Annotated in this window: 20 protein-coding genes; 7 read left to right on the top strand and 13 right to left on the bottom strand. The window is 73.6% G+C overall.

Features of this window, described 5'->3' with window-relative positions:
• Positions 1-8: 8 nt before the first annotated feature.
• From H4O22_RS19065 to H4O22_RS19055, 3 genes are read right to left on the bottom strand one after another with little or no spacing between them, the layout of a single operon-like run.
• Positions 9-854 carry an SDR family oxidoreductase gene (locus H4O22_RS19065; protein ID WP_220451212.1) on the bottom strand — a complete coding sequence of 282 codons (846 nt, stop codon included), beginning with the start codon at positions 852-854 and terminating at the stop codon, positions 9-11.
• Positions 851-2011, bottom strand: a complete 1161-nt coding sequence (locus H4O22_RS19060) for a hypothetical protein (RefSeq protein WP_244963031.1) — start codon at positions 2009-2011, stop codon at positions 851-853. Before H4O22_RS19060 ends, H4O22_RS19065 begins: the two co-directional genes overlap by 4 nt.
• On the bottom strand, positions 2008-2886 hold the full coding sequence (locus tag H4O22_RS19055; RefSeq protein WP_182524873.1) for a TIGR03619 family F420-dependent LLM class oxidoreductase: 879 nt from the start codon (positions 2884-2886) through the stop codon (positions 2008-2010). The genes H4O22_RS19060 and H4O22_RS19055 overlap by 4 nt, the downstream gene beginning before the upstream one ends.
• Before the next feature lie 47 nt (positions 2887-2933).
• Between H4O22_RS19055 and H4O22_RS19050 the strand changes: the two genes are divergently transcribed.
• The 3 genes from H4O22_RS19050 to H4O22_RS19040 all read left to right on the top strand — a co-directional run bounded on the left by H4O22_RS19050 (position 2934) and on the right by H4O22_RS19040 (position 4464).
• On the top strand, positions 2934-3359 hold the full coding sequence (locus H4O22_RS19050; RefSeq protein WP_182524872.1) for a nuclear transport factor 2 family protein: 426 nt from the start codon (positions 2934-2936) through the stop codon (positions 3357-3359).
• Positions 3359-3841 carry a nitroreductase/quinone reductase family protein gene (locus H4O22_RS19045; protein WP_244963030.1) on the top strand — a complete coding sequence of 161 codons (483 nt, stop codon included), beginning with the start codon at positions 3359-3361 and terminating at the stop codon, positions 3839-3841. Before H4O22_RS19050 ends, H4O22_RS19045 begins: the two co-directional genes overlap by 1 nt.
• Positions 3842-3921: 80 nt before the next feature.
• Positions 3922-4464 carry a hypothetical protein gene (locus tag H4O22_RS19040; protein ID WP_182524871.1) on the top strand — a complete coding sequence of 181 codons (543 nt, stop codon included), beginning with the start codon at positions 3922-3924 and terminating at the stop codon, positions 4462-4464.
• Here the strand turns inward: H4O22_RS19040 and H4O22_RS19035 are convergent.
• Positions 4451-5683, bottom strand: coding sequence for an MFS transporter (locus H4O22_RS19035; RefSeq protein WP_182524870.1), 1233 nt, complete (start codon positions 5681-5683; stop codon positions 4451-4453). The two genes, H4O22_RS19040 and H4O22_RS19035, sit on opposite strands and share 14 nt — an antisense overlap.
• Complete coding sequence (locus H4O22_RS19030) at positions 5622-6560, bottom strand: EamA family transporter (protein WP_182524869.1); 939 nt, start codon at positions 6558-6560, stop codon at positions 5622-5624. The genes H4O22_RS19035 and H4O22_RS19030 overlap by 62 nt, the downstream gene beginning before the upstream one ends.
• A gap of 40 nt (positions 6561-6600) precedes the next feature.
• Here H4O22_RS19030 and H4O22_RS19025 point away from each other — a divergent pair, with 40 nt between their 5' ends.
• Positions 6601-7104, top strand: a complete 504-nt coding sequence (locus H4O22_RS19025; protein WP_182524868.1) for a MarR family winged helix-turn-helix transcriptional regulator — start codon at positions 6601-6603, stop codon at positions 7102-7104.
• A 7-nt stretch (positions 7105-7111) separates the two neighbouring features.
• On the opposite strand, the gene H4O22_RS19020 is transcribed toward H4O22_RS19025, so the two are convergent.
• On the bottom strand, positions 7112-7954 hold the full coding sequence (locus H4O22_RS19020) for an aldo/keto reductase (protein ID WP_182524867.1): 843 nt from the start codon (positions 7952-7954) through the stop codon (positions 7112-7114).
• 64 nt (positions 7955-8018) lie between these two features.
• Here H4O22_RS19020 and H4O22_RS19015 point away from each other — a divergent pair, with 64 nt between their 5' ends.
• The 3 genes from H4O22_RS19015 to H4O22_RS19005 are packed head-to-tail and all read left to right on the top strand — an operon-like array spanning position 8019 to position 10390.
• Positions 8019-8492, top strand: a complete 474-nt coding sequence (locus H4O22_RS19015; RefSeq protein WP_220451211.1) for an NUDIX hydrolase — start codon at positions 8019-8021, stop codon at positions 8490-8492.
• A 2-nt stretch (positions 8493-8494) separates the two neighbouring features.
• A complete protein-coding gene (locus tag H4O22_RS19010) occupies positions 8495-9814 on the top strand; it encodes a CapA family protein (RefSeq protein WP_182524865.1) in 1320 nt (439 codons plus the stop codon).
• Between the two features lie 9 nt (positions 9815-9823).
• On the top strand, positions 9824-10390 hold the full coding sequence (locus tag H4O22_RS19005) for a TerD family protein (protein WP_182524864.1): 567 nt from the start codon (positions 9824-9826) through the stop codon (positions 10388-10390).
• Positions 10391-10421: 31 nt separating this feature from the next.
• Here H4O22_RS19005 and H4O22_RS19000 read toward each other — a convergent pair whose 3' ends face one another.
• The 7 genes from H4O22_RS19000 to H4O22_RS18970 all read right to left on the bottom strand — a co-directional run bounded on the left by H4O22_RS19000 (position 10422) and on the right by H4O22_RS18970 (position 19817).
• The gene (locus tag H4O22_RS19000; protein ID WP_244963029.1) at positions 10422-11405 is read right to left on the bottom strand and encodes a M28 family metallopeptidase; all 984 of its coding nucleotides are present in this window, start codon (positions 11403-11405) and stop codon (positions 10422-10424) included.
• A 32-nt stretch (positions 11406-11437) separates the two neighbouring features.
• Positions 11438-11947, bottom strand: a complete 510-nt coding sequence (locus tag H4O22_RS18995; protein WP_182524863.1) for a sarcosine oxidase subunit gamma — start codon at positions 11945-11947, stop codon at positions 11438-11440.
• Positions 11937-14573, bottom strand: a complete 2637-nt coding sequence (locus H4O22_RS18990) for a 2Fe-2S iron-sulfur cluster-binding protein (protein WP_182524862.1) — start codon at positions 14571-14573, stop codon at positions 11937-11939. Before H4O22_RS18990 ends, H4O22_RS18995 begins: the two co-directional genes overlap by 11 nt.
• Positions 14570-14818 carry a sarcosine oxidase subunit delta gene (locus H4O22_RS18985; protein ID WP_182524861.1) on the bottom strand — a complete coding sequence of 83 codons (249 nt, stop codon included), beginning with the start codon at positions 14816-14818 and terminating at the stop codon, positions 14570-14572. The genes H4O22_RS18990 and H4O22_RS18985 overlap by 4 nt, the downstream gene beginning before the upstream one ends.
• 13 nt (positions 14819-14831) lie before the next feature.
• Entirely contained in the window at positions 14832-16058 is a 1227-nt protein-coding gene (locus H4O22_RS18980) for a sarcosine oxidase subunit beta family protein (RefSeq protein ID WP_182524860.1), read from the bottom strand.
• Positions 16055-18490: a GcvT family protein gene (locus tag H4O22_RS18975; protein ID WP_182524859.1), complete on the bottom strand. Its 2436-nt coding sequence runs from the start codon at positions 18488-18490 to the stop codon at positions 16055-16057. Before H4O22_RS18975 ends, H4O22_RS18980 begins: the two co-directional genes overlap by 4 nt.
• A gap of 343 nt (positions 18491-18833) precedes the next feature.
• Complete coding sequence (locus H4O22_RS18970) at positions 18834-19817, bottom strand: ABC transporter substrate-binding protein (protein WP_227466048.1); 984 nt, start codon at positions 19815-19817, stop codon at positions 18834-18836.
• Positions 19818-19855 lie beyond the last annotated feature (38 nt).

Below are 19855 nucleotides of genomic sequence, written 5' to 3'. Positions count from 1 at the left end.
AGGTCCCGTCAGGAGTGGAACTCGCCGCAGTCGACGTTGAGCATCTGGCCGCTCACGGCGGAGGCGAGGTCGGAGGCGAAGAAGAGGGTCGCGCGCGCGACCTCCTCGGAGGACGCGAGCCGCTTGAGGTCGGTCGGCGCCGCCTTGGCGGCGTACACCTCGTCGTGGGTCTTGCCCTCGACGGCGGCGAGGTAGTCGAAGTAGCCGCGGTTGACGTCCTCGTAGATGTAGGACGGGGCGACGCTGTTGACCCGGATCCCGCGGGGGCCGAGCTCGGTGGCGAGCGAGGAGGCGAGGTGCTCGAGCGCGCCCTTGGAGAGCTTGTAGCCGGCGAACTCCGGCAGGCTGCTGTAGGAGACGCAGGAGTTCAGCATGATCACCGAGCCGCGGCTCGCGGCGAGCGCGTCGGCGAAGTGCGTGGCGAGGCGCAGCGGCGCGAAGACGTTGGTCTCGTTGGCGCGGCGCAGCTCCTCCAGCGGGATCTGCGAGATCGGGTCCATCGGCGGGATCGCGAAGGCGTTGTTGAGCAGGCAGTCGACCTTGCCGAACTCGGCGAGCGCCCGCTCGACCAGCGCGGCCCGGGAGTCCTCGTCGGTGATGTCGGTGGGGACGACGAGCGCCCGGCGGCCGTGGGAGCGGACGACCTCGGCCATCTTCTCCAGGCGGCTCTCGGTGCGGCTGACCAGCACCAGGTCGGCGCCCATCCGGGCCGCCTCCTCGCCGAGCGAGCGCCCGAGACCGGGACCGACTCCGGACAGCACGATCACCTTGTCCTGCAGCAGCGGGACCGGGGTGTAGCGCTCCTCGATGGAGGTGTCGTGCGCGGCAGCGAGGCCGAGAGGCGTACGGCTCAACTGATCATCCTTCGGGCAACGGAGCGCTGTCGGGCGGCGATCCGCGCGGCGTACTCCTCGGTGGTGAGCGGGGTGAGGTGGGGGAGCCGGTCGGGAACCTCGTCGATCCGGCAGATCTCGATCTGCGGGCCGTCCTCGGGGCCGAGGTCGCGCTCCAGGCGCTGCCAGCGCAGCATCATCGCGCCGGTGCGGTGGCCGGTCGTCTCCAGCCAGTTCGCGATCGGCCGGTCCGCGCCGCCGGGCGGGCGCTCGGAGACGACGAAACGCATCATCCCGTCGGGGTCGGTGACCGCCTGCGCCTTGGTGAGCGAGGTCTGGTGGGTCTCGTAGTCGGTCGAGGCGTACCAGTCCGACCCGATCTGGATCGCCTGGTAGGAGCAGTCGTGGCACTCGGGAACGGTGACGATCATCGCCTCGTCCTCGGCGAGCTCGTAGTGGCCGATCGAGGAGCGCTGCGAGGCGAGCCCGCCCGGCGTCGACTGCGGCGCGGTCAGGGTGTTGACCGGCTCCTTGTACTGGAAGAACTGGGGGAAGGCGAACCACGTCTGGATCGACCCGACCAGCGAGCGGGCGGCCACCTCGTACTTGCGGCGCAGCAGGTCCTCGGTGAGGGTGCGGGCCGGCTTGCCCAGGGTGTCGGGGCGCTCGATCGTGAGCGTGCCGCGCTCCTCGGTGTCCCAGTCGTTGAAGACCTCGCGGACGATCAGCGTCTTCGCGCCCGGCTCGGCGACGTAGGTGAACTCGAAGGTGCCGTCGTCGGCGATCTCCAGCTCGCGGTCGTCGAAGGCCATCAGCGAGGTCGCGGCGGAGTCGGCGGTGTACGCGCCGCCCATCACCTGGAAGGACAGGTCGGCGCTCGTCCCGCGGCGCCCGCGCACGACGTACTCGACCCCCTCGCGGAGGTAGGCGTTGAAGTAGATCGCGTCGGGGTTGTCCAGGCCCTGCCGGGAGAACTGGTGGGTCGGGTTGATCAGCAGCGGCCGGTCCAGGTCGTGGTCGAAGGCCATCTGCATGGCCATCCGGATCCGGCCGGCCAGGTAGTCGTACCCCTCGAGCCGGTCGGCCTCGGTGCGGATGAACGGCGCGTTCGCGACCAGCTCCTCGGCCTCCGCGATCGCGTCCTGCAGGACCCGGGTCAGCCCCAGGCTCGCGCTCACCCGTTGACCTTGGCGATGATGTTCTCGGCGTACTTCTCGAGGTGCCGGACCTTGGTGTCCAGCGGCTCGGTGTCGGGGCCCTTCACGTAGGGCACGCGGAAGCCGACGATGCAGTCGGTGACGCCCTTGTCCTCCAGGCGCTTGATCCCGTCGGGGTCGTAGGCGTCGTAGGAGATCACGTGCACCTCGAAGTCGTCGCGGGTGTCGCCCTCCTCGGCGCGGATCTCGGCGAGCCGCTTCAGCAGCCGGTCGAGCTCCTCGCCGTCGCCGCCGGCGTGCATCCACCCGTCGCCCCGGCGTACGGCGCGGCGCAGCGCGGCGTCCGCGTGCCCGCCGACGAGCAGCGGGATCTTCTCGGTCGGGGCGGGGGACTGCTTGAGCGAGTCGACCTCGTAGAACTCCCCGGAGTAGGAGAAGAACTCGCCGGTGGTCAGGCCGCGCACGATGTCGATGCACTCGTCCATGCGCTTGCCGCGCTTCTCCCACGGGACGCCGAGGTTGGCGAAGTCCTCGGGCCACGGCGAGATGCCGACGCCGAGGCCGAGCCGGTTGCCGGAGAGGAAGGCCAGCGAGGACGCCTGCTTGGCGACCAGCACGGGCGGCCGCACCGGCAGCTTGAGCACGAACGGCGTGAGGCGGAGCGTGGTGGTCTGCGCGAACAGGTGCGCGCAGAGCACCATCGTCTCGATGAACTCCTTGCCGTCGAGGAACTCGCGGTCCCCGGTGTCGGTGTAGGGGTACTTGGAGTCGGAGTCCTCGGGGTAGATCAGGCTGTCGGCCACGGTCATGCTGGTGTAGCCGGCGGACTCGGCGGCCTGGGCGAGCGGGGCGTAGAACGACGCCTGGGTCATCGCCTCGGCGTAGGTGAACCTCATGGGCAGCACAGTAGAACGTGTTCCAGTTTTGTGCCACAGTTCACGCTGTGGACCTGCAGACCCTCTCCGACCGGCTCGAGATCGCCGACGTCCTGACCCGCTACACCCGGGCGATCGACACCGGCGACTGGGACCGGCTGGACACGGTGTTCACGCCCGACGCGCAGATCGACTACGTGCAGTCCGGCGGCATCGCGGCGGCGTACCCGGAGGTCAAGGCGTGGCTCGCCGAGGTGCTCCCGGCGTTCTTCCCCATCCGGATGCACACCCTCGGCCAGGTCGACGTCGCGCTCGACGGCGACGAGGCGACGGTCGCGGCGTACTTCCACAACCCGATGCCGGTCTCCGACGGCCAGGGCGGCGAGAAGATCGTGGAGTTCGGCGGCATCTACCACCACACGATGACCCGGACGGCGGACGGCTGGCGCAGCCGCGCGCTGCACGAGGAGATCGTCTGGAAGCGCGGGATGTAGTGGGCCTCCCCGAGGAGCGGCCCGGCGGGCTGGACTCGCCGTGGACGGTCACGGCGATCAAGTACATGGCGCGCGTCCAGGTCGCGGTCTTCCGGCTCACCAACGGCCGGGTCGGCAACACGTGGCGGGTCGGCGCGGGCTGGCGCGAGCCGGTGCCGACGCTGCTGCTCGACCACGTCGGCCGCCGGTCCGGCACCCGGTTCACCACGCCGCTGCTCTACCTCGAGGACGGGCCGGACCTGGTCGTGGTCGCCTCGCAGGGCGGGCTGCCGAAGAACCCGCAGTGGTACCTCAACCTGCTCGCCCACCCCGACACCGAGGTCCACCTGCCCCGGGAGGTACGCCGGGTGCGCGCCCGCGTGGCGGACCCCGAGGAGCGCGCCGCGCTGTGGCCGCGGCTGGTGGACCTCTACGCCGACTTCGAGAAGTACGCCCGCTGGACCGACCGGGAGATCCCCGTGGTGGTGCTCGAGCCGCGCTGACCCGGCCCGGGTTGGCGCCTGCGCGTCCGTCCCCCGACAATGGGGCGTCCGCAGCTGACCGCACCTGACCGGGAGTGACCGTGGCCGAACCAGAGGGACGTCCCGTCCTCACGGGCCTCGCCGCCCTCGCCGGCGTCGGCCTCGTCGTCGGCCTGGTGCTCGGTGGCGCCGCGCTCGCCGTCACCCAGGTGCTCGGGCTCGACGGCGAGACCAGCTCGGGCCAGGCGTCCTCGGCCGAGTCGATCTACCTCCCCCGGCCCTCGGAGACCGAGGGGGACGACGGCCCGGCGATCACGCTGGCCCCCGGCGAGGACGAGCCCTCCGAGGAGCCCTCGGAGAGCGAGGCGTCGGACGACTCGATCTCGCTCTCGGCCGGTCAGACCGAGGTGAGCCCGATGGAGAACATCGACCTCACCGGTGTCTACCCCGGCGGTGAGGGCGCGATCCTGCAGGTCGAGCGGCTCGCGGACGGCGCGTGGACGGAGTTCCCCGTGACCGCGTCGGTCGGCAACGAGACCTTCACGACCTACGTCCAGACCGGGCAGCTCGGGCCCAACAAGTTCCGCGTGCGCGACACCGACACCGGCGAGGTCTCGAACGCCGTCTCGGTCACGGTCCGCTGACCGCTCGCGCACGGTCGGCCTGTCGGGTCCAGTAGCCGACCCAGACGGTGCCGGCCACCATCAGCAGGCCGACGACGACCGACGCCGTGGCCAGCGGCGCCACCGCCGCGACGGCGCCCACGAGCAGCGGGCCGCCGGTGTTGCCGATGTCCCCGCACAGCCGCCAGCCGCCCAGGAACTGGGCGCGGCCGTGCTCCGGTGCGGCGTCCGCGCCCAGCGTCATCACGATCCCCGACCCCAGGCCGTTGCCGACCGCGATCAGCGCGACGACGGCGGTGACCGACCAGACCTCGTCGGCGAGCGGGAGCAGCAGCGCCGCGACGGCGACGGTCGCCACCACGGGCACCGCGACCACGGTCCGGCCGCGGGTGTCCATCAGCCAGCCGCCCGGGAAGAAGAAGGCGATGTCGACGGCGGCGGCGACCGCGAAGATCAGCGAGGTCGTGGAGGCGGCGATGCCGACGTGGTCGGCCCACAGCGGCAGCAGGCCGTTGCGCACCGACCGGGAGGCGCCGATGACCACGACGGCGACGCCGAGGGTGAGCAGCGTCCTGCGGTGCGCGACCAGCACCGAGCGGACCGTCGCGTGGCCGCGGGATCCGGCCGCCAGCCGCTGCTCCGACCCCAGGTCGGGCATCAGTCGCGCCATCAGCGCCGAGACCACGGACAGCACGGCGGCCAGGACGAAGACCGAGCGCAGGTCGGTGAGGTGGATCAGCGCCGCGCCCAGCAGCGGGCCGAGGAGGATCCCGACCCGGTGCGAGCCGCCGAGGCCCGCGAGCGCCCGGGCCCGGTGGGTGGCCGGGACGGCGTCGATCATGAACCCCTGGCGCGCGAGCAGGAACGCCGTCCAGGTCATCCCGCTGAGCACCACGGCCACGCCCAGGAGCAGGACCGAGCTGCTCAGCGCGGCGGCGACCATCGCGACCGCGTCGACCAGCCCGCCGAGGAAGAGCGTGCGGCGCTCGCCGATCCGGGCCACGAGGGCGCCGGCGGGCAGCGAGGCCAGCAGCATCCCGACGCCGAGGAGGGCGACCACGAGGGCCGCGGTGCTCACGTCGGCGCCGAGCTCGCGGGCACGCAGCGCGAGCACCGGCATCACCGCGCCGTGCCCGGTGGCGTTGACGATCGTCGGCCCGTAGCCGACGAGCGCGACGTCACGCAGGCGGAACGAGCTCGCGCTCCCGCTCTGCTGTCCCGGGCTCGGTCCTGGCGGCACCTGCCCGATTCTGGCGGCGGATCACCGCGGCCACCACAGCGGGCTGGCCCGCGAGCACGCCGACGAGCACCAGCACCAGGCCGGCGGCCTGGGTGCCGCCGAACGTCTCGCCGGCGAGGGTGACCCCGATCAGCAGGCCCGCGACCGGGTTCAGCAGGCCCACCAGCGAGACCGCGGCGGCCGGCAGCTCGCGCAGCCCGCGGAACCACACGGCGTACGCCAGGACGGTGCCGACGAGCCCGAGGAAGGCGAAGCCGCCCAGCGCGCCGGCGTCCAGCGCGGGCGGGGCGCCCTCGACGACGACCGCGACGGGCAGCAGCACCAGGCCGCCCGCGACGAGCTGCCACGCGGTGAGGGTGAGCAGGTCGACGGGAGCGGGCCAGCGCTTGACCAGCACGAACCCGAGCGAGGACATCGCGACCGCGCCGAGCGAGGCGGCCACGCCGACCGGGTCGACCGCGAAGCCGGCGCGCAGGACGAGCAGGGCCACGCCGGCGGCGCCCACCAGGGCGCCCGCGATCGAGGCGACGTGCGGGCGCTCGCGGACGAGCAGCCAGGCGAGCAGCATCACCGCGATCGGCGCGGTGGCGGTCAGGGTGGCGGCCAGGCCGCCGGGGAGGCGGTACGCCGCGACGAAGATCAGCACGAAGAACGCGCCGATGTTCAGCACGCCGAGCACCGTCGCCTTCCACCACCACGACCCGCGGGGGAGGTGCGGCCGGAAGGCGAGGAGGAGCAGGCCGAAGGGCAGGGCGCGCACCGTCGCGCCGAAGAGCGGCCGGTCCGGCGGGAGGAAGGTCTCGGTGACGTAGTAGCCGCTGCCCCACGCGATCGGCGCGATGGCCGCGGCGAGCAGCACCCGCCAATTTGTTTCCATGGAAACTATAATAGCTTCCGCGTCAGATACATTCCTCCGCATGGACGGCGACCCGCGGCTCGACCACGTCGGCCGGATCCTGGCGCAGTGGGCCGCGGAGCGGCCCGACCTCGACGTCGCGCCGATGGGCGTGATCGGCCGGCTGCACCGGCTCGCCGCGCGGCTGACCGAGGAGCTGGTCGCGGTGTACGCCGAGCACGGGCTCGGCGAGGGCGAGTTCGACGTGCTGGCGACGCTGCGCCGCAGCGGCGCGCCGTACGAGCTGGCGCCGGGCGACCTCGCCGCCTCGACCATGGTCACCTCGGGGGCGGTGACCAAGCGGGTGGACCGCTGCGTCGAGCGCGGCTGGGTCACCCGCCGGGTCAGCGACGCCGACGGGCGCGGCCGGGTCGTCGCCCTGACCCCGGCCGGGCGGGAGCTGATCGACCGGGCCTTCGAGGCCCACGTCGCCAACGAGCAGCGGCTGGTCGGCCTGCTCCCCGAACGCGACAGCGCCCGGCTCGCACGCCTGCTCGAGGCGTGGGGCCGGGCGCTGGACGCTTAGCTGCGGATCAGGGGAGGTAGTCGAAGGTGTCCGGGTTGGGGCCGGTGCGACCGTCCTCGCCGCGGTCGAGGGCGGCGATCCGCTCGAGCTCCTCGACGGTGAGGGAGAAGTCGAAGAGGTCGAAGTTCTCCCGCATCCGCTCCTCGTGGGTCGTCTTCGGGAAGACGATGTCGCCGCGGTCGAGGTGCCAGCGCAGCGTCACCTGGGACGGCTTCTTGCCGTACTTCGTGGCGATCTCGCCGATCACCGGGTCGCCGAGCACCGCGCCCTGCGCGATCGGGGACCACGCCTCGACCTCGACGCCGTGCCGGATGGAGGCGGCGCGGGCGGCCTCGTTGGTGAAGTAGGGGTGCACCTCGATCTGGTTCACCACCGGGACCACGCCGGTCTCCTCGACGATCCGGTCGAGGTGGGCGGGCTGGAAGTTCGAGACGCCCACGGACGCCGCGCGGCCGTCGGCCACGAACTCGGCCAGCGTGCGCCAGGTGGAGACGTAGTCGCCGTCGTACAGCGTCGGCAGCGGCCAGTGGATGAGGAACAGGTCGATCTTGTCCAGGCCGAGCCTGGTCAGCGTCTCGTCGAACGCGCGGCGCGCGTCGTCGGGACGGTGGAAGCCGTTGTTGAGCTTGCTGGTGACGTAGAGCTGCTCGCGCGGGATCCCCGAGGTGCGGATCGCCTCGCCCACGCCCTCCTCGTTCTGGTACATCTGCGCGGTGTCGAGGTGGCGGTAGCCGACCTCGAGGGCCGTGGCGGTCACCTTGGCCGTGTCCTCCGGCGGGACCTGGTAGGTGCCGAAGCCGAGCTGCGGGATGGTCGTCTGGTCGTTCAGCGTGATGGTCGGAACGGTCATGTCTATCGGAACCCGTCAGCGGACAGAACATTCCAGAATGCGGCCCGGGGCGAGAATGGTCACTGTGACCGACGCGCCGCACGACCTCCCGCACCGCCTCCCGCACTACACCGAGTACGACACCCGCCTCGGGGCGTACGCCGTGATCCGCGACGAGGAGGGCCGGCTGCTGCTCGCGCTGTGGAACGAGCCGGACCACGCGCAGTGGACGCTGCCCGGCGGGGGCGTCGAGCTCCCCGAGACCGTGGAGGAGGGCGCGGTGCGCGAGGTCCGCGAGGAGACGGGGTACGACGTGCGCCTCGACCGGCTGCTCGCGGTCGACAGTCACGTCGTCCCCGCGGAGCGCCGGCTGCACGGCGGGCCGCCGGGTCGGGCGCTGAAGTCCGTGCGGGTCCTGTTCGCCGCCACCGTCGTCGGGGGGACGCTGACCGCGGAGGTCGACGGCAGCACCGACGAGGCCCGCTGGTTCCCCGTCGAGGAGGTCCCCGGCCTGCAGCACGTGTCCCTGGTCGACGTGGCCCTGCGGCACCTGGGGTGACGGTGCGCCGCCGACCGGCCGCTGGGGCGGGCCTCGCCGCGGCCCTGGTGCTCGCGGCCGCCGCCTGCACCTCGCCGGCCTCCGAGGGCGACCCGGAGCCCGCCCCGGCACCGCGGACGAGGCCCGCAGCGCCCCCCGCGACCGCCGCGCCGGAGCCCGACCTCGCCGTCGTCGGGCACGCGACCCGCCCGCAGCTCGCCCTCACCCGCGCGGCGTACCGCCGTCTCGTCGCGGGCGACCTCGACCGGTGGCGCGGTCGCGAGGTGGTCGCCGGGATCCGGGCGGTCGAGCGCGACCCCGGCGCGATCGCGGTGGTCCCGCTCGACGACGTCGGGCCCACCGTCGTGGCCGCCCGCGTCGGCGGCGTCGACCCGGTCCGCGACGACCCGCGCGCGGTCGACCTGACCGTCGGCGGCGACGTGATGCTGGTGCGCGGCGTCCCCGACGCGGCCGCGGCCCTGGCGCCCCTCTCGCGGCGGCTGCGGTCCGCCGACGTGACCGTCGGCAACCTGGAGAGCACGCTCTCGCTCGAGGGGTCGCCCACCCAGGGCGGCGACTCCTTCGGCGGCACGCCCGCCCTGCTCGGTCCGCTCCGGCGCGCCGGCTTCGACGTGCTGTCCCTGGCCAACAACCACGCGGGCGACTACGGCACCACGGCGATGCTGCGCACCGTGGCCGAGCTGCGGCGGAGCCCGGTCGCCCCCGTCGGGGCCGGGCGCGACCTGGCCGCGGCGAGCCGGCCGGCGTACGTCGTGCGCGGCGGGGTGCGGTTCGGGTTCGTCGCCTTCAACGCCATCGGGGAGACGCCGCAGGCGACCCCGGACGCGCCCGGGGCGCTGTCGGTGCGGATGCCGCCCCGCACCGGGCCCCTGGTGCCGGCCGACCTCGACCACGTGGCCGAGGTGATCCGGCGCGCGACGCAGCGCGCCGACGTCGTGGTCGCGCTGCCGCACTGGGGCACGCAATACACCCACGAGCCCGAGGAGGTGCAGCGCACCGTCGGGCGCCGGCTGGTGCGGGCCGGCGCCGACCTCGTCGTCGGCGGCCACCCGCACTGGGTGCAGGGGATCGACTCCGTCGGGGGCGTGCCGCTGGCTCACTCGCTGGGCAACCTGGTCTTCGACATGGGCCCCAGCAGCGGCTTCCCCGTGGAGACGCGCGAGGGGGTGCTGCTGGAGGCGACGTTCTGGGGCGCGGAGCTCAAGGCGGTGCGGCTGGCGCCGTACCGGATGGACCCGACGTCGTACGCGCCGCGGCCGGTGCCGGGTCCGGAGGTGCTCGCCGACGTCTGGAGCACGAGCACGGGCCCGTACGCCGGGTAGGTTCGACGTGTGATCGAGCTGCACCAGGGCGAGGACTGGACGCTGGCGACCGAGACCGGCGAGCCGGTGACCCGGCTGCGGCTCGGCGTCGGCTGGGACAAGGAGCGGGGCGCGGGCTTCATCGGCTCCGGCGCGCCCGACGTCGACCTGGACGCCTCGGCGGTGCAGTTCGCCGGCGGGAAGCTCTTCGACCTGGCCTTCTACAACCACCTGCGCACCCGCGACGGCTCGGTCGAGCACCAGGGCGACAACCGCACCGGCGACGGCGAGGGGGACGACGAGGTGATCTCGGTCGACCTGGACCGGGTGCACGGCCCCGTCGACACGATCATCTTCCTGGTCAGCAGCTACCAGGGCCACAGCCTGGAGTGGGTCGACCGCGCCTACTGCCGCCTTGTTGACGAGCACGACACCGAGCTCGCCCGGTTCCGGCTGACCGCCGGGGTGCCGCAGACCGGGCTTGCGATGGCCGGGCTCTACCGCGACGGCGACCGCTGGCGGCTGCGCGCGATCGGCGAGGGCGTCGACGTGAAGGTGCCCTCCGACGCGGTCACCGCGCTGCGTCGCTTCGTCTGAGGGCTCCCCATGGGGGACCGGCCGGTGCAGGTCACCGCACCCAGGCCAGCACGACCCGCGCGGTGCGCTCGAGCTGCGCCGGGTCGACGACGGCGGGCAGGTCGCTGGCGTCGTGGTACGCCGCGTACGGCGTGCTGCCGAGGCGCACGCCCGGCATCCCCTCGCGGGCGAACGACCAGTGGTCGCTGGAGACCTGGCCGGTCTCCGGGAGCACGGGGACGCCGGCGCGGCGGGCGGCGGCGAGCACCTCGTCGCGCAGGGGCGACGGCAGGTCCGGGCTGCCGACGGGGACCGCCGCACCGACGCCGACCCGGTCCAGCGAGACCATGCCGCGCAGGCTCCGCCGCTCGGCGGCGGTGAGCGACGCGACGTACGCGCGGGAGCCGTAGTGGTGGTGGGCGTCGCCGGTGCCGCGTGGCTCCTCGGAGCCGAAGGCGACGAGCACGACCGGGAGCCGGGTACGCCGCCCGGCCAGCGCCTCGGCGACCGCGAGCAGCACCCCGACCCCCGAGGCGTTGTCCTCCGCCCCGGGCGCGCGCGGGACGGTGTCGAGGTGCGCGCCGACGGCCAGCCAGGGGCGGCCGGGCCGGACGTCGCCGCGGGTGGCGATCACGTTGACCGACGGCCCCGCTGGCACCGGGGCGACCCAGGAGAAACCGGCCGGGGTCGGGAACCGCTGCCGCTCGACCTCCCAGCCCAGGTCGGTGAACCGCCGCTCCACCCACGCGGCCGCCCGGAAGTACGCCGGGGAGGTGCCGGGCCGCGGGCCGATCTCGCCCGCGAGGTGGCGGACGGCGGCCGTCGCCGTACGGACCCGGACGTCCTCGGGCGACACGCGCGGGGCGGGGGGTGGCTGCTCCGGAACGACAGCCGGGGTGCTGGTGACCGAGCTCGGCGGGGCAGTCGCCGTCGGGCTCCCGGGGGCCGACGGCTCGGCCGTGCAGCCCACGAGCAGGGCGGGGAGGGCGAGGGCGAGCACGAGGAGACGGGGTCTCGAGGCTCGCGTCGCTCGCACCTCCACCACCGTAGGGCCACGGCAGGTCCGCGTCAGAGGTACGGCGTGGCCGCGTCGCTCAGCCAGGCCGCCAGGTGCCGGGCGAAGGCGGCGCGCACGTAGAGCCGCAGCGCGTCCGGCCCGACCCGGCCGATCGCGACCTGGGCGCCGGCGAGCGTGCCCTGGACACAGCCGCCGACCGGCACGACGGAGAGGTCGATCGGGCAGCCGTGGGCGACCACGGTCGCGGCGTGCTCGCCGGTCAGCACGATCGTCGTCCGGTGGGCCGAGACGTCGGTCGTCGCGGCGCCCGGACCGCGCAGCTGCGCGGCGAGCGGCACCTCGAGCGCGGGTGCGGGCGGCGGCGGGCCGTCGGCCAGCCACCAGTCCGGACCGAGTCGCCAGACGTGCCCGGTCGAGGGAGAGACGTCCGGCGCGACGTCGGAACGCACCTCGACCAGCGAGCGGAACGGCGCCTCGGCCATCGTCAGCCCGGGGCCGCCGACACCGAAGCCGGTCCCCTCCAGCGGCGAGCGCCGCAGCGCGAGGACGTCATCCGTCACGGCGGGCCCCCTCCTCGTCGTACGACACCGGTCCGGTGACGCGCACCGGCACCGGCACCAGGTCGTCGACGGCGTCGAGCACCTCGCCGATCCGGTCCCGGCCGCCGTCGAGCAGCGCGAGCGCGAACGGGCGCCCGTCGTGCCCGGCGGGGTAGGCGCTGGTGACGTGCCCGGCCATGGGCACGGGGTACGCCATCAGGTCGGCGCCGTGCGCGACCAGCTGGGCCCCCTCGACGATCCGCGAGGTGCCGTCGACGGGCCTCAGGCCGACCAGGTGCCGCCGGTCCGGGCGCTGGGCGTCGGCCCGGGCCAGCGAGCGCTTGCCGACGAAGTCGGCCCTCTTCCTCGAGACCGCCCACCCCAGGCCGAGGTCGTACGGCGTCACGGTGCCGTCGGTGTCCTGGCCCACGATCGGGAAGCCCTTCTCGGCGCGGAGCACGTGCATCGTCTCGGTGCCGTACGGCGTGATGCCGTACGCCGCCCCGGCCTGCGCGACCGCGTCCCACAGCGCCGCGCCCCACCAGCTCGGGACATTCAGCTCGAAGGCCAGCTCGCCCGAGAACGAGATCCGCATGACCCGCGCCGGGATCCCGGCCACGTGGGTGGAGCGCCACTCCATGAAGCCGAACGCCTCGGCCGAGCAGTCCAGCCCGGGCGCGAGCGCGGCGACCACCTCGCGCGAGCGCGGGCCGGCCACGGCGACCACCGACCACTGGTCGGTCACCGACGTCATCGTCACGTCGAGCTCGGGCCACTCGGTCTGGTGCCACTCCTCGAGCGCGTCGAGGACCGTGGCCGCGTTGCCGGTGGTGGTCGACATCAGCCACTCCGTCTCCGAGAGCCGGGCCGTGGTGCCGTCGTCGATCACCATGCCGTCGGGGCCGCACATCACGCCGTACCGCACCTTGCCGGTCTTCAGCGTCGAGAACAGGTTGGTGTAGACCCGGTCGAGCAGCACGCCGACGTCGGTGCCCTGCAGCAGGATCTTGCCGAGCGTCGAGGCGTCCATCATCCCGACGCCGGTGCGCACGGCCCGCACCTCGCGGGCGACCGCGTCGTCGAGCGTCTCCTCCGCCGCGGGGAAGAACCACGGCCGCTTCCACTGCCCGACGTTCTCCATCGGCGCGTGCGCCACCCGGTCGTGCAGCTGCGAGAGCCGGACCGGGTCGGAGAGCTCGCCGCGGTTGCGGCCCGCGAGCAGCCCGAAGGAGAGCGGGAGGTACGGCGGCCGGTACGTCGTCGTCCCGACCTCGCCCACCGGGAGGCCGAGCTCCTGCGCGAGCACCCCCACGCTCAGCACCCCGGAGCCGCGGCCCTGGTCCGCGCCGGTGCCGATGGTCGTGAACCGCTTGACGTGCTCGACGCTGGTCAGCCCGGCGGTGTGCGCGCGGCGCAGGTCGTGCAGGGTCGCGTCGCGGTGCGGGTCGAGGAAGACCCGCTCGGGGTCGCCGACCGAGGAGCGGAAGTGCGTCGCGGGAGCGAGGTACGTCGGCCGCGGGCCCCCGAGCTCGCCCGCGGCCGCGCCGACGATGCTCACCCGGCCCTCGGGGCCGGGCAGCGGCACGAAGCCCGCCACCTCGTCGGACCACCGGGTCCGCCCACCGGCGTGGCTCCACAGCTGGACCGCCGGGTCCGCGCCGCCGCTGACCGCGAGCAGGTCGGCGTCGTACGAGCCAGCGCTGGTGTGCACGCGGTTGAGCCGGCCGTCGTCGGTGCCGTCGGTGCCGGTCACCTCCGCGCCCAGGTGGACCGGGATCCCGCGGGCGGCGAACGCCGCGGCGAGCGGCTCGCCCATCTCGTCGCGGACGTCGAGCACGGCCAGCACCTCGACGCCCCCGTCGGCCAGCTCGATGGCGGCGTGCAGGCCGGGGTCGTGGGCGGCCCAGACGACCGCGCGCTCGCCGGGCAGGACGGCGTACCGGCGCAGGTGGTCGGCCGCCGCGCAGGCCAGCATCACCCCGGGGCGGTCACCGTCCTCGAGGGCCAGCGGGCGCTCCTGGCTGCCGGTGGCGAGCACGACCCGCCCGGCCTGGAGGTGGTGCAGTCGGGCCCCGCCGATCTGCCCGGTCGCGGGAAGCCGCTCGACGGCGACCAGGCGGCCGTGGCCGTAGAGCCCGGTGACGGTGGTGCGGGCCAGCACGGTGACGCCGTCGAGGTGCTCGAGGGCGGGCTGGTCGTCGACGAGCAGCACCCGCCCCGCGCCCGCCGCCGCGGCCTGGGCCGCCGCGCGCCGCCCGGCCGCCCCGCCGCCGACCACCACGACCTCCCAGTGCGAGAACAGCGTGTCGTGGCGGTCGCTCTCCGGATCGAGGGGCAGGCGGCCCCGGCCCGCGAGCCGCTCGACCGCGAGGCCGTCGTACACCTCCAGCAGCGTGGCCTGCACCATCGGCTCGCCGCCGCCCGAGAGCACCTGCACCCAGGCGTGGGGTTCCTCGGCGCCGACGCCGACGATGCCGCGAGGACGGCCGGAGTAGATGCCGCGGGCGACCAGCGGCAGGTCGGCGGCGAGCATCGCGGAGGCCAGGGTGTCGCCGGCGTACGCCGCGAGCTCCTGGCCGTCGACGGTCACGCGCACCGGGCGGGAGCGGTCGATCCGGGTGCCGCCATGGTCGAGACGCCGGCTCACGAGGGACTCCTGATCTCGTCGGTGACGGTGTGCCGCTCCACGGTCAGCCAGCGCCGGCAGCCGGCGCCGTGGAACCAGCGCTCCCGCAGCCAGCCCCGCGGGTTGCTCCGCACGAAGAGGTACGACGACCACGCGACGTCGTCGAGCGCGCTCGGGTCCGCGGGGTAGGCCACCCCGGCCTGGCCGCCGTAGTGGAACTCGGTCTCGTCGCGCTCGCCGCAGTGCGGGCAGGGGACCCGGATCATCGCGGTGCCTTCATCAGTGCGCCACCGCGGCCGCGCCGTGCTCGTCGATCAGCCGGCCGGTGACGAAGCGGTCCAGCGCGAACGGCTCGGCCAGCGGGTGGGGGTGCTCGCGGGCGACCGTGGCGGCGTACACCGACCCGACCCCGGGCGTGGCCTTGAAGCCGCCGGTGCCCCAGCCGCAGTTGAGGTAGGCGTTCGCCCACCCGTCCAGGTGCCCGATGATCGGCGAGGCGTCGGGGGTGACGTCGACGATGCCGGCCCAGGTGCGCAGCACGTGGGCGCGCGCGAAGATCGGGAACAGCTCGACGGCCGCGGCCATCTGGTCCTGGATCACGTGGAAGGACCCGCGCTGGCCGTAGCCGACCTGCGGGTCCACGCCGGCGCCCATCACCAGCTCGCCCTTGTGCGCCTGGGAGACGTAGACGTGCACGGCGTTCGACATCACGACCGTGTCCAGCACCGGCTCCAGCAGCTCGGAGACCAGCGCCTGCAGCGGGTGGCTCTGCACGGGGAGCCGGACGCCGAGCAGGTCGGCCAGCACGGAGGAGTGCCCGGCCGCGCACAGGGCGAGCCGGCCCAGCCCGATCCGGCCGCGGGAGGTCTCGACGGCGGTGACCCGGTCGCCGTCGGTCACGAAGCCGCCGACCTCGCAGCCCTGGATGATGTCGACGCCGAGCGCGTGCGCGGCCCGGGCGTAGCCCCAGGCGACGTGGTCGTGCTTGGCGATGCCGGCGCGCGGCTGGAAGGTGCCGCCGAGCACCGGGTGCCGCGGCCGGTCGGTGACGTCGAGGATCGGGACGAGCCGGCCGATCTCCTCCGGCGTCAGCCACTGCGCGTCCAGGCCGTTGAGCTGGTTGGCGTTGACCCGGCGCTTTCCCTCGCGGATGTCGGGGAGGCTGTGGGCGAGGTTGAGCACGCCGCGCTGGCTGAACAGCACCGACGTCCCGAGCTCCTCCTCCAGCGTCTCCCACAGCCTCAGGGAGTGCTCGTAGATGCCGGCGCTCTCGTCCCAGAGGTAGTTGGAGCGGATGATCGTGGTGTTGCGGGCCATGTTGCCGCCGGCCAGCCAGCCCTTCTCCAGGACCGCCACGTCGGTGATGCCGTGGTCCTTGGCGAGGTGGTACGCCGTCGCCAGGCCGTGCCCGCCACCGCCGACGACCACGACGTCGTAGGCCTTCTTCGGCGGGGCGTCCGACCAGAGGAAGTCGGGATGCTCGGGGAGCCGAGGGGCGGGCCTCATCCGCGCAGCCTGGTCATCGCCGGGTCGAAGAGCGGCTCCTCGGTGACGACGTACGGCAGCCGCTGGTCGAAGTAGCCGACCTCGACCTCGGTGCCGGGCGTGCTCAGCCCGGCCGGCACCCACGCGTAGGCGATCGCCCGCTCGACGGTGAAGCCCCAGGCGGCGCTGGTGACGTGGCCGACCGGCTCGCCCCCGTGGAGGACCGGCTCCTTGCCCATCACGACCGCCTGCGGGTCGGGGGAGGTGAGGCAGACCAGCTTCCTCGTGGGCTCGCCCAGCGCCGCCAGCGCGGACTTGCCGACGAACGCCTCCTTGGCCGTCTTGACCGCGAACGACAGCCCGGCCTCGGCGGGCGTGTGGTCCCACGTCATGTCGGCGCCGAAGGAGCGGTACCCCTTCTCCAGCCTCAGGCTGGTGAACGCGGCCCGGCCGCCCGCGACGATCCCGTGCTCCTGCCCGGCCGCCCAGAGGGTGTCCCAGAGCTTCTGGCCCAGGTCGGCGGTCGTGTAGAGCTCCCAGCCGAGCTCGCCGACGTAGGAGAGCCGCAGCGCGGTCACCGGCACCATCCCGACGTGCGCCTCGATGCCGCGGAAGTACTTCACGCCGTCGTTCGACCAGTCGTCGGTGGACACGCTCTGGACCACCTCGCGCGCCCGCGGGCCCCACAGCCCGACGCAGCAGGTGCCGGGCGTGAGGTCGTGGACGAACACGTCGGCCGGCGCCCGCTCCTGGAGGTAGGCGAGGTCGAGGTTGCCGTTCGCGCCCACCTGGTAGCGCTGCTGGCCGGGCGGCGCGCTCAGCCGGGCCACCGTCACGTCGCTGCGGATCCGGCCGCGCGGGTCGAGCAGCAGGCAGTACGTCACGCTGCCGACCGAGGTCGCCACGTTGCCGGTCACCAGGCCCTGCAGGAAGTCGGTCGCGCCGCGGCCGGCCACCTCGATCCGCTTCAGCGCGGTCATGTCGTACATCGCCACCCGCTCGCGGGTCGCGAGCGCCTCCGCGCCGGCGATCGGGGACCAGTAGCGGCTCGCCCAGTCGCCGGGGGTGGGGACGGTGTACTCGTCCAGCAGCGAGGCGTTGGCGGCGTACCACTGCGGTCGCTCCCAGCCGTTCGCCTCGAGGAAGTAGGCGCCGAGCTCCTCCTGGCGGCGGTGGAACGGCGAGAGCCGCAGCGGTCGCGGCGACGCCATCGGCTGGAGCGGGTGCAGGACGTCGTACACCTCGGCGAAGTTCTGCTGGTCGCGCTCGAGGACGTACGCCGGCCCGCGCTGGTGTGCCTCGAAGCGGCCCAGGGCCGCCTCGTGCAGGTCGGTGGTCGGGACGCCGTCGACCAGCAGCTCGGCCACCGCGCGCCCGACGCCGGCGGAGTGGGTCACCCAGACCGCCTCGGCGACCCAGAAGCCCGCGACGTCCGGGCTCTCGCCGATCAGCGGGGCGCCGTCGGTGGTGAAGGAGAACATCCCGTTGATGCCCGACTCGACGCCCGACTCGGCCAGGGCCGGCAGCAGCGCCTGCGAGTCCTTCCACGGGCCCTCGAAGTCGTCGGGGGTGAACGGCCGGACGCTGGGCATCACGGGTCCGCCCCAGTCGTCGAAGTCCGCGACCGCGACCGGGATCGGGCGGTGCGCGTAGGAGCCGATCACCTGGCGGTCGTGGTCGTCGCGGTAGTAGAGGTCCGCGCCCTGGTGGCGCAGGATCGGCCGGCGTACCTCCTCGGTCTGGCCGGCCAGCGCCGGCACCGGGGTGGTGCGCACCAGCTGGTGCTCCAGCGGGGTCAGCGGCAGGTCGAGGCCGACCATGGCGGCGATCTTCTGCCCCCAGATTCCGGCGCAGCAGACCACGACCTCGGCGTCGATGTGGCCTGCGCTCGTCTCGACCCCGACGACCCGACCGTCCTCGACGAGCACGTCCAGCACCTCGGTGCCGGGGCGCAGCGTCGCGCCCCGCTCGGCCGCCCGGCGGGTCTGCGCGTCGACCGCGCGGACCGCCTTGGCGAGCCCGTCGGTGGGGGTGAGCAGGCCGCCGAGCACGACCGCCGGGTCGAGCAGGTCGTGCTGCGCGACGCACTCCGCGGGGGTCAGGATCCGGGCAGGTACGCCGTGGGCGGCCAGCCAGCCGGCTCGCCGGTGCAGCTCCCGGAGCCGGTCGGGGCTGGTGGCGACCTCGAGGCCGCCGACCTGGAGGAAGCACGGCCCCTCGTCGGTGGACAGCGAGACCAGCTTCTCGACCGTGTACGTCGCCAGCTCGGTCATCATCCGCGATCCGTTGGTCTGGAAGACCAGCCCGGGCGCATGGGTCGAGGAGCCTCCGGTGTGCGGGATCGGGCCCGCGTCGACCACCGTCACGTCGGTCCACCCGCGCTCGGTGAGCTCGTCGGCCAGCGCCGCCCCCACCACGCCGGCCCCGATCACGACGACCTTGGGTCCGCCCACGACGCCCTCCGATCAGTTGCGCTGTGCGCAACCAAGATCACGATGTGCAACAAGCCTACCGGTGGTCGAGCAGGTTGCGCTAGCACCGGTACTGGCGGTTGAGCAGGTTGCGCTAGCAACCGTGTCGAAACCCCCGCAGCCCGACGTCGCACGTGGGCTACGGGGGTTTCGACAACGCTCAGGACTTCGTCCTTCGCTGCTCAACCACCGGCACCGGTGGTTGAGCAGGTTGCGCTAGCAACCGTGTCGAAACCCCCGTAGCCCGACATCGCGGGTGGGCTGCGGGGGTTTCGACAACGCTCAGGACTTCGTCCTTCGCTGCTCAACCAGCGAGGGCGTGAGCTCAGGCCAGCCAGGCCTCGACCTTGTCGGGGTTGTCCTCGACCCACTTGGCGGCGGCGTCCTCGGCGGACATGCCGTCCTGGGAGATGTACTTCGCGACCAGGTTCTGGTCGTCGTTGGTCCACTGGAAGTTCTGGACCAGGCCGACCGCCGGGCTGTCCTCCTCCACCCACGAGGTGGAGACGATCTTCTTCAGCTCGGTCTCGGGGTAGTCGCAGGCGACCTTCGCCGGGTCGTCCTGGCAGCCCTCCTCGTACGGCGGCAGCGCGACCTTGGCGAGGTCCACCTCGGCGAAGAGCCACTGCGGCTCGTAGAAGTAGCCGATCAGGAACTCCTTGTTCTTCTCGGCCTGCTGGAACGCCGTGATGCTGGCGGCCTCGCTGCCGGAGAAGACGACCTTGAAGTCGAGGTCGAGGTTGCTGGCGATCGCCTCGTCGAACTGCACGAACGACGGGTCGGCGCCGAGGAACTGGCCCTGGTCGCCGGACTCGGAGGTGGCGAACTCCTCGGCGTACTTGTTGAGGTTCTCCCACTCCAGGATGTCGGGGTGCTCCTCGGCGAGCCACGCCGGGACGTACCAGCCGATGACGCCGACGTTGCCGGTCGGGCCGAAGTCGGTCGCGCTGCCGTCGCCGGTCCCCTCGAAGAACTTCTTCTCGAGGTCCGGGTGGCCCCAGTCCTCGATGACCACGTCGACCTGCCCGGTCCCGAAGCCCTGCCAGGAGACGTCCTCCTTCAGCTCGCGGTAGTTGACCTTGCAGCCCAGCTCGGCCTCCGCGACGTGCCCGACGACGTAGGCGTCGGCCTCGAAGCCGACCCACGGGTTGACCGCGAGGTTGAGGTCCCCGCAGTCACCGCCGTCGGGCTGTGACTCGTTGGCCTTCGTCTCGTCGTCGATCGAGCTGCCGCCGCAGCCGGCGAGGGTGAGGGTCACGCACGCGGCAACCGAGGCGAGGCCGGCCACCCGCTTTCCTGACTTCCGCAATTTCTTCTCCTTGCTGGGTTGGTGTCGCGTGGTCACGT

Origin of the sequence: Nocardioides dongkuii, from assembly GCF_014127485.1 — a bacterium.
GTDB classification, from domain to species: Bacteria; Actinomycetota; Actinomycetes; order Propionibacteriales; family Nocardioidaceae; genus Nocardioides; species Nocardioides dongkuii.
This window is presented reverse-complemented; position numbering and strand designations above follow the sequence as displayed.

Excerpts from the sequence above, each read along its gene's own strand:
- H4O22_RS19055 (WP_182524873.1), bottom strand. The coding sequence starts at position 2,886 with ATGAGGTTCACCTACGCCGAGGCGATGACCCAGGCGTCGTTCTACGCC.
- H4O22_RS19030 (WP_182524869.1), bottom strand. The coding sequence starts at position 6,560 with ATGGAAACAAATTGGCGGGTGCTGCTCGCCGCGGCCATCGCGCCGATC.
- H4O22_RS19025 (WP_182524868.1), top strand. The coding sequence starts at position 6,601 with ATGGACGGCGACCCGCGGCTCGACCACGTCGGCCGGATCCTGGCGCAG.
- H4O22_RS19020 (WP_182524867.1), bottom strand. The coding sequence starts at position 7,954 with ATGACCGTTCCGACCATCACGCTGAACGACCAGACGACCATCCCGCAG.
- H4O22_RS18985 (WP_182524861.1), bottom strand. The coding sequence starts at position 14,818 with ATGATCCGGGTCCCCTGCCCGCACTGCGGCGAGCGCGACGAGACCGAG.
- H4O22_RS18980 (WP_182524860.1), bottom strand. The coding sequence starts at position 16,058 with ATGAGGCCCGCCCCTCGGCTCCCCGAGCATCCCGACTTCCTCTGGTCG.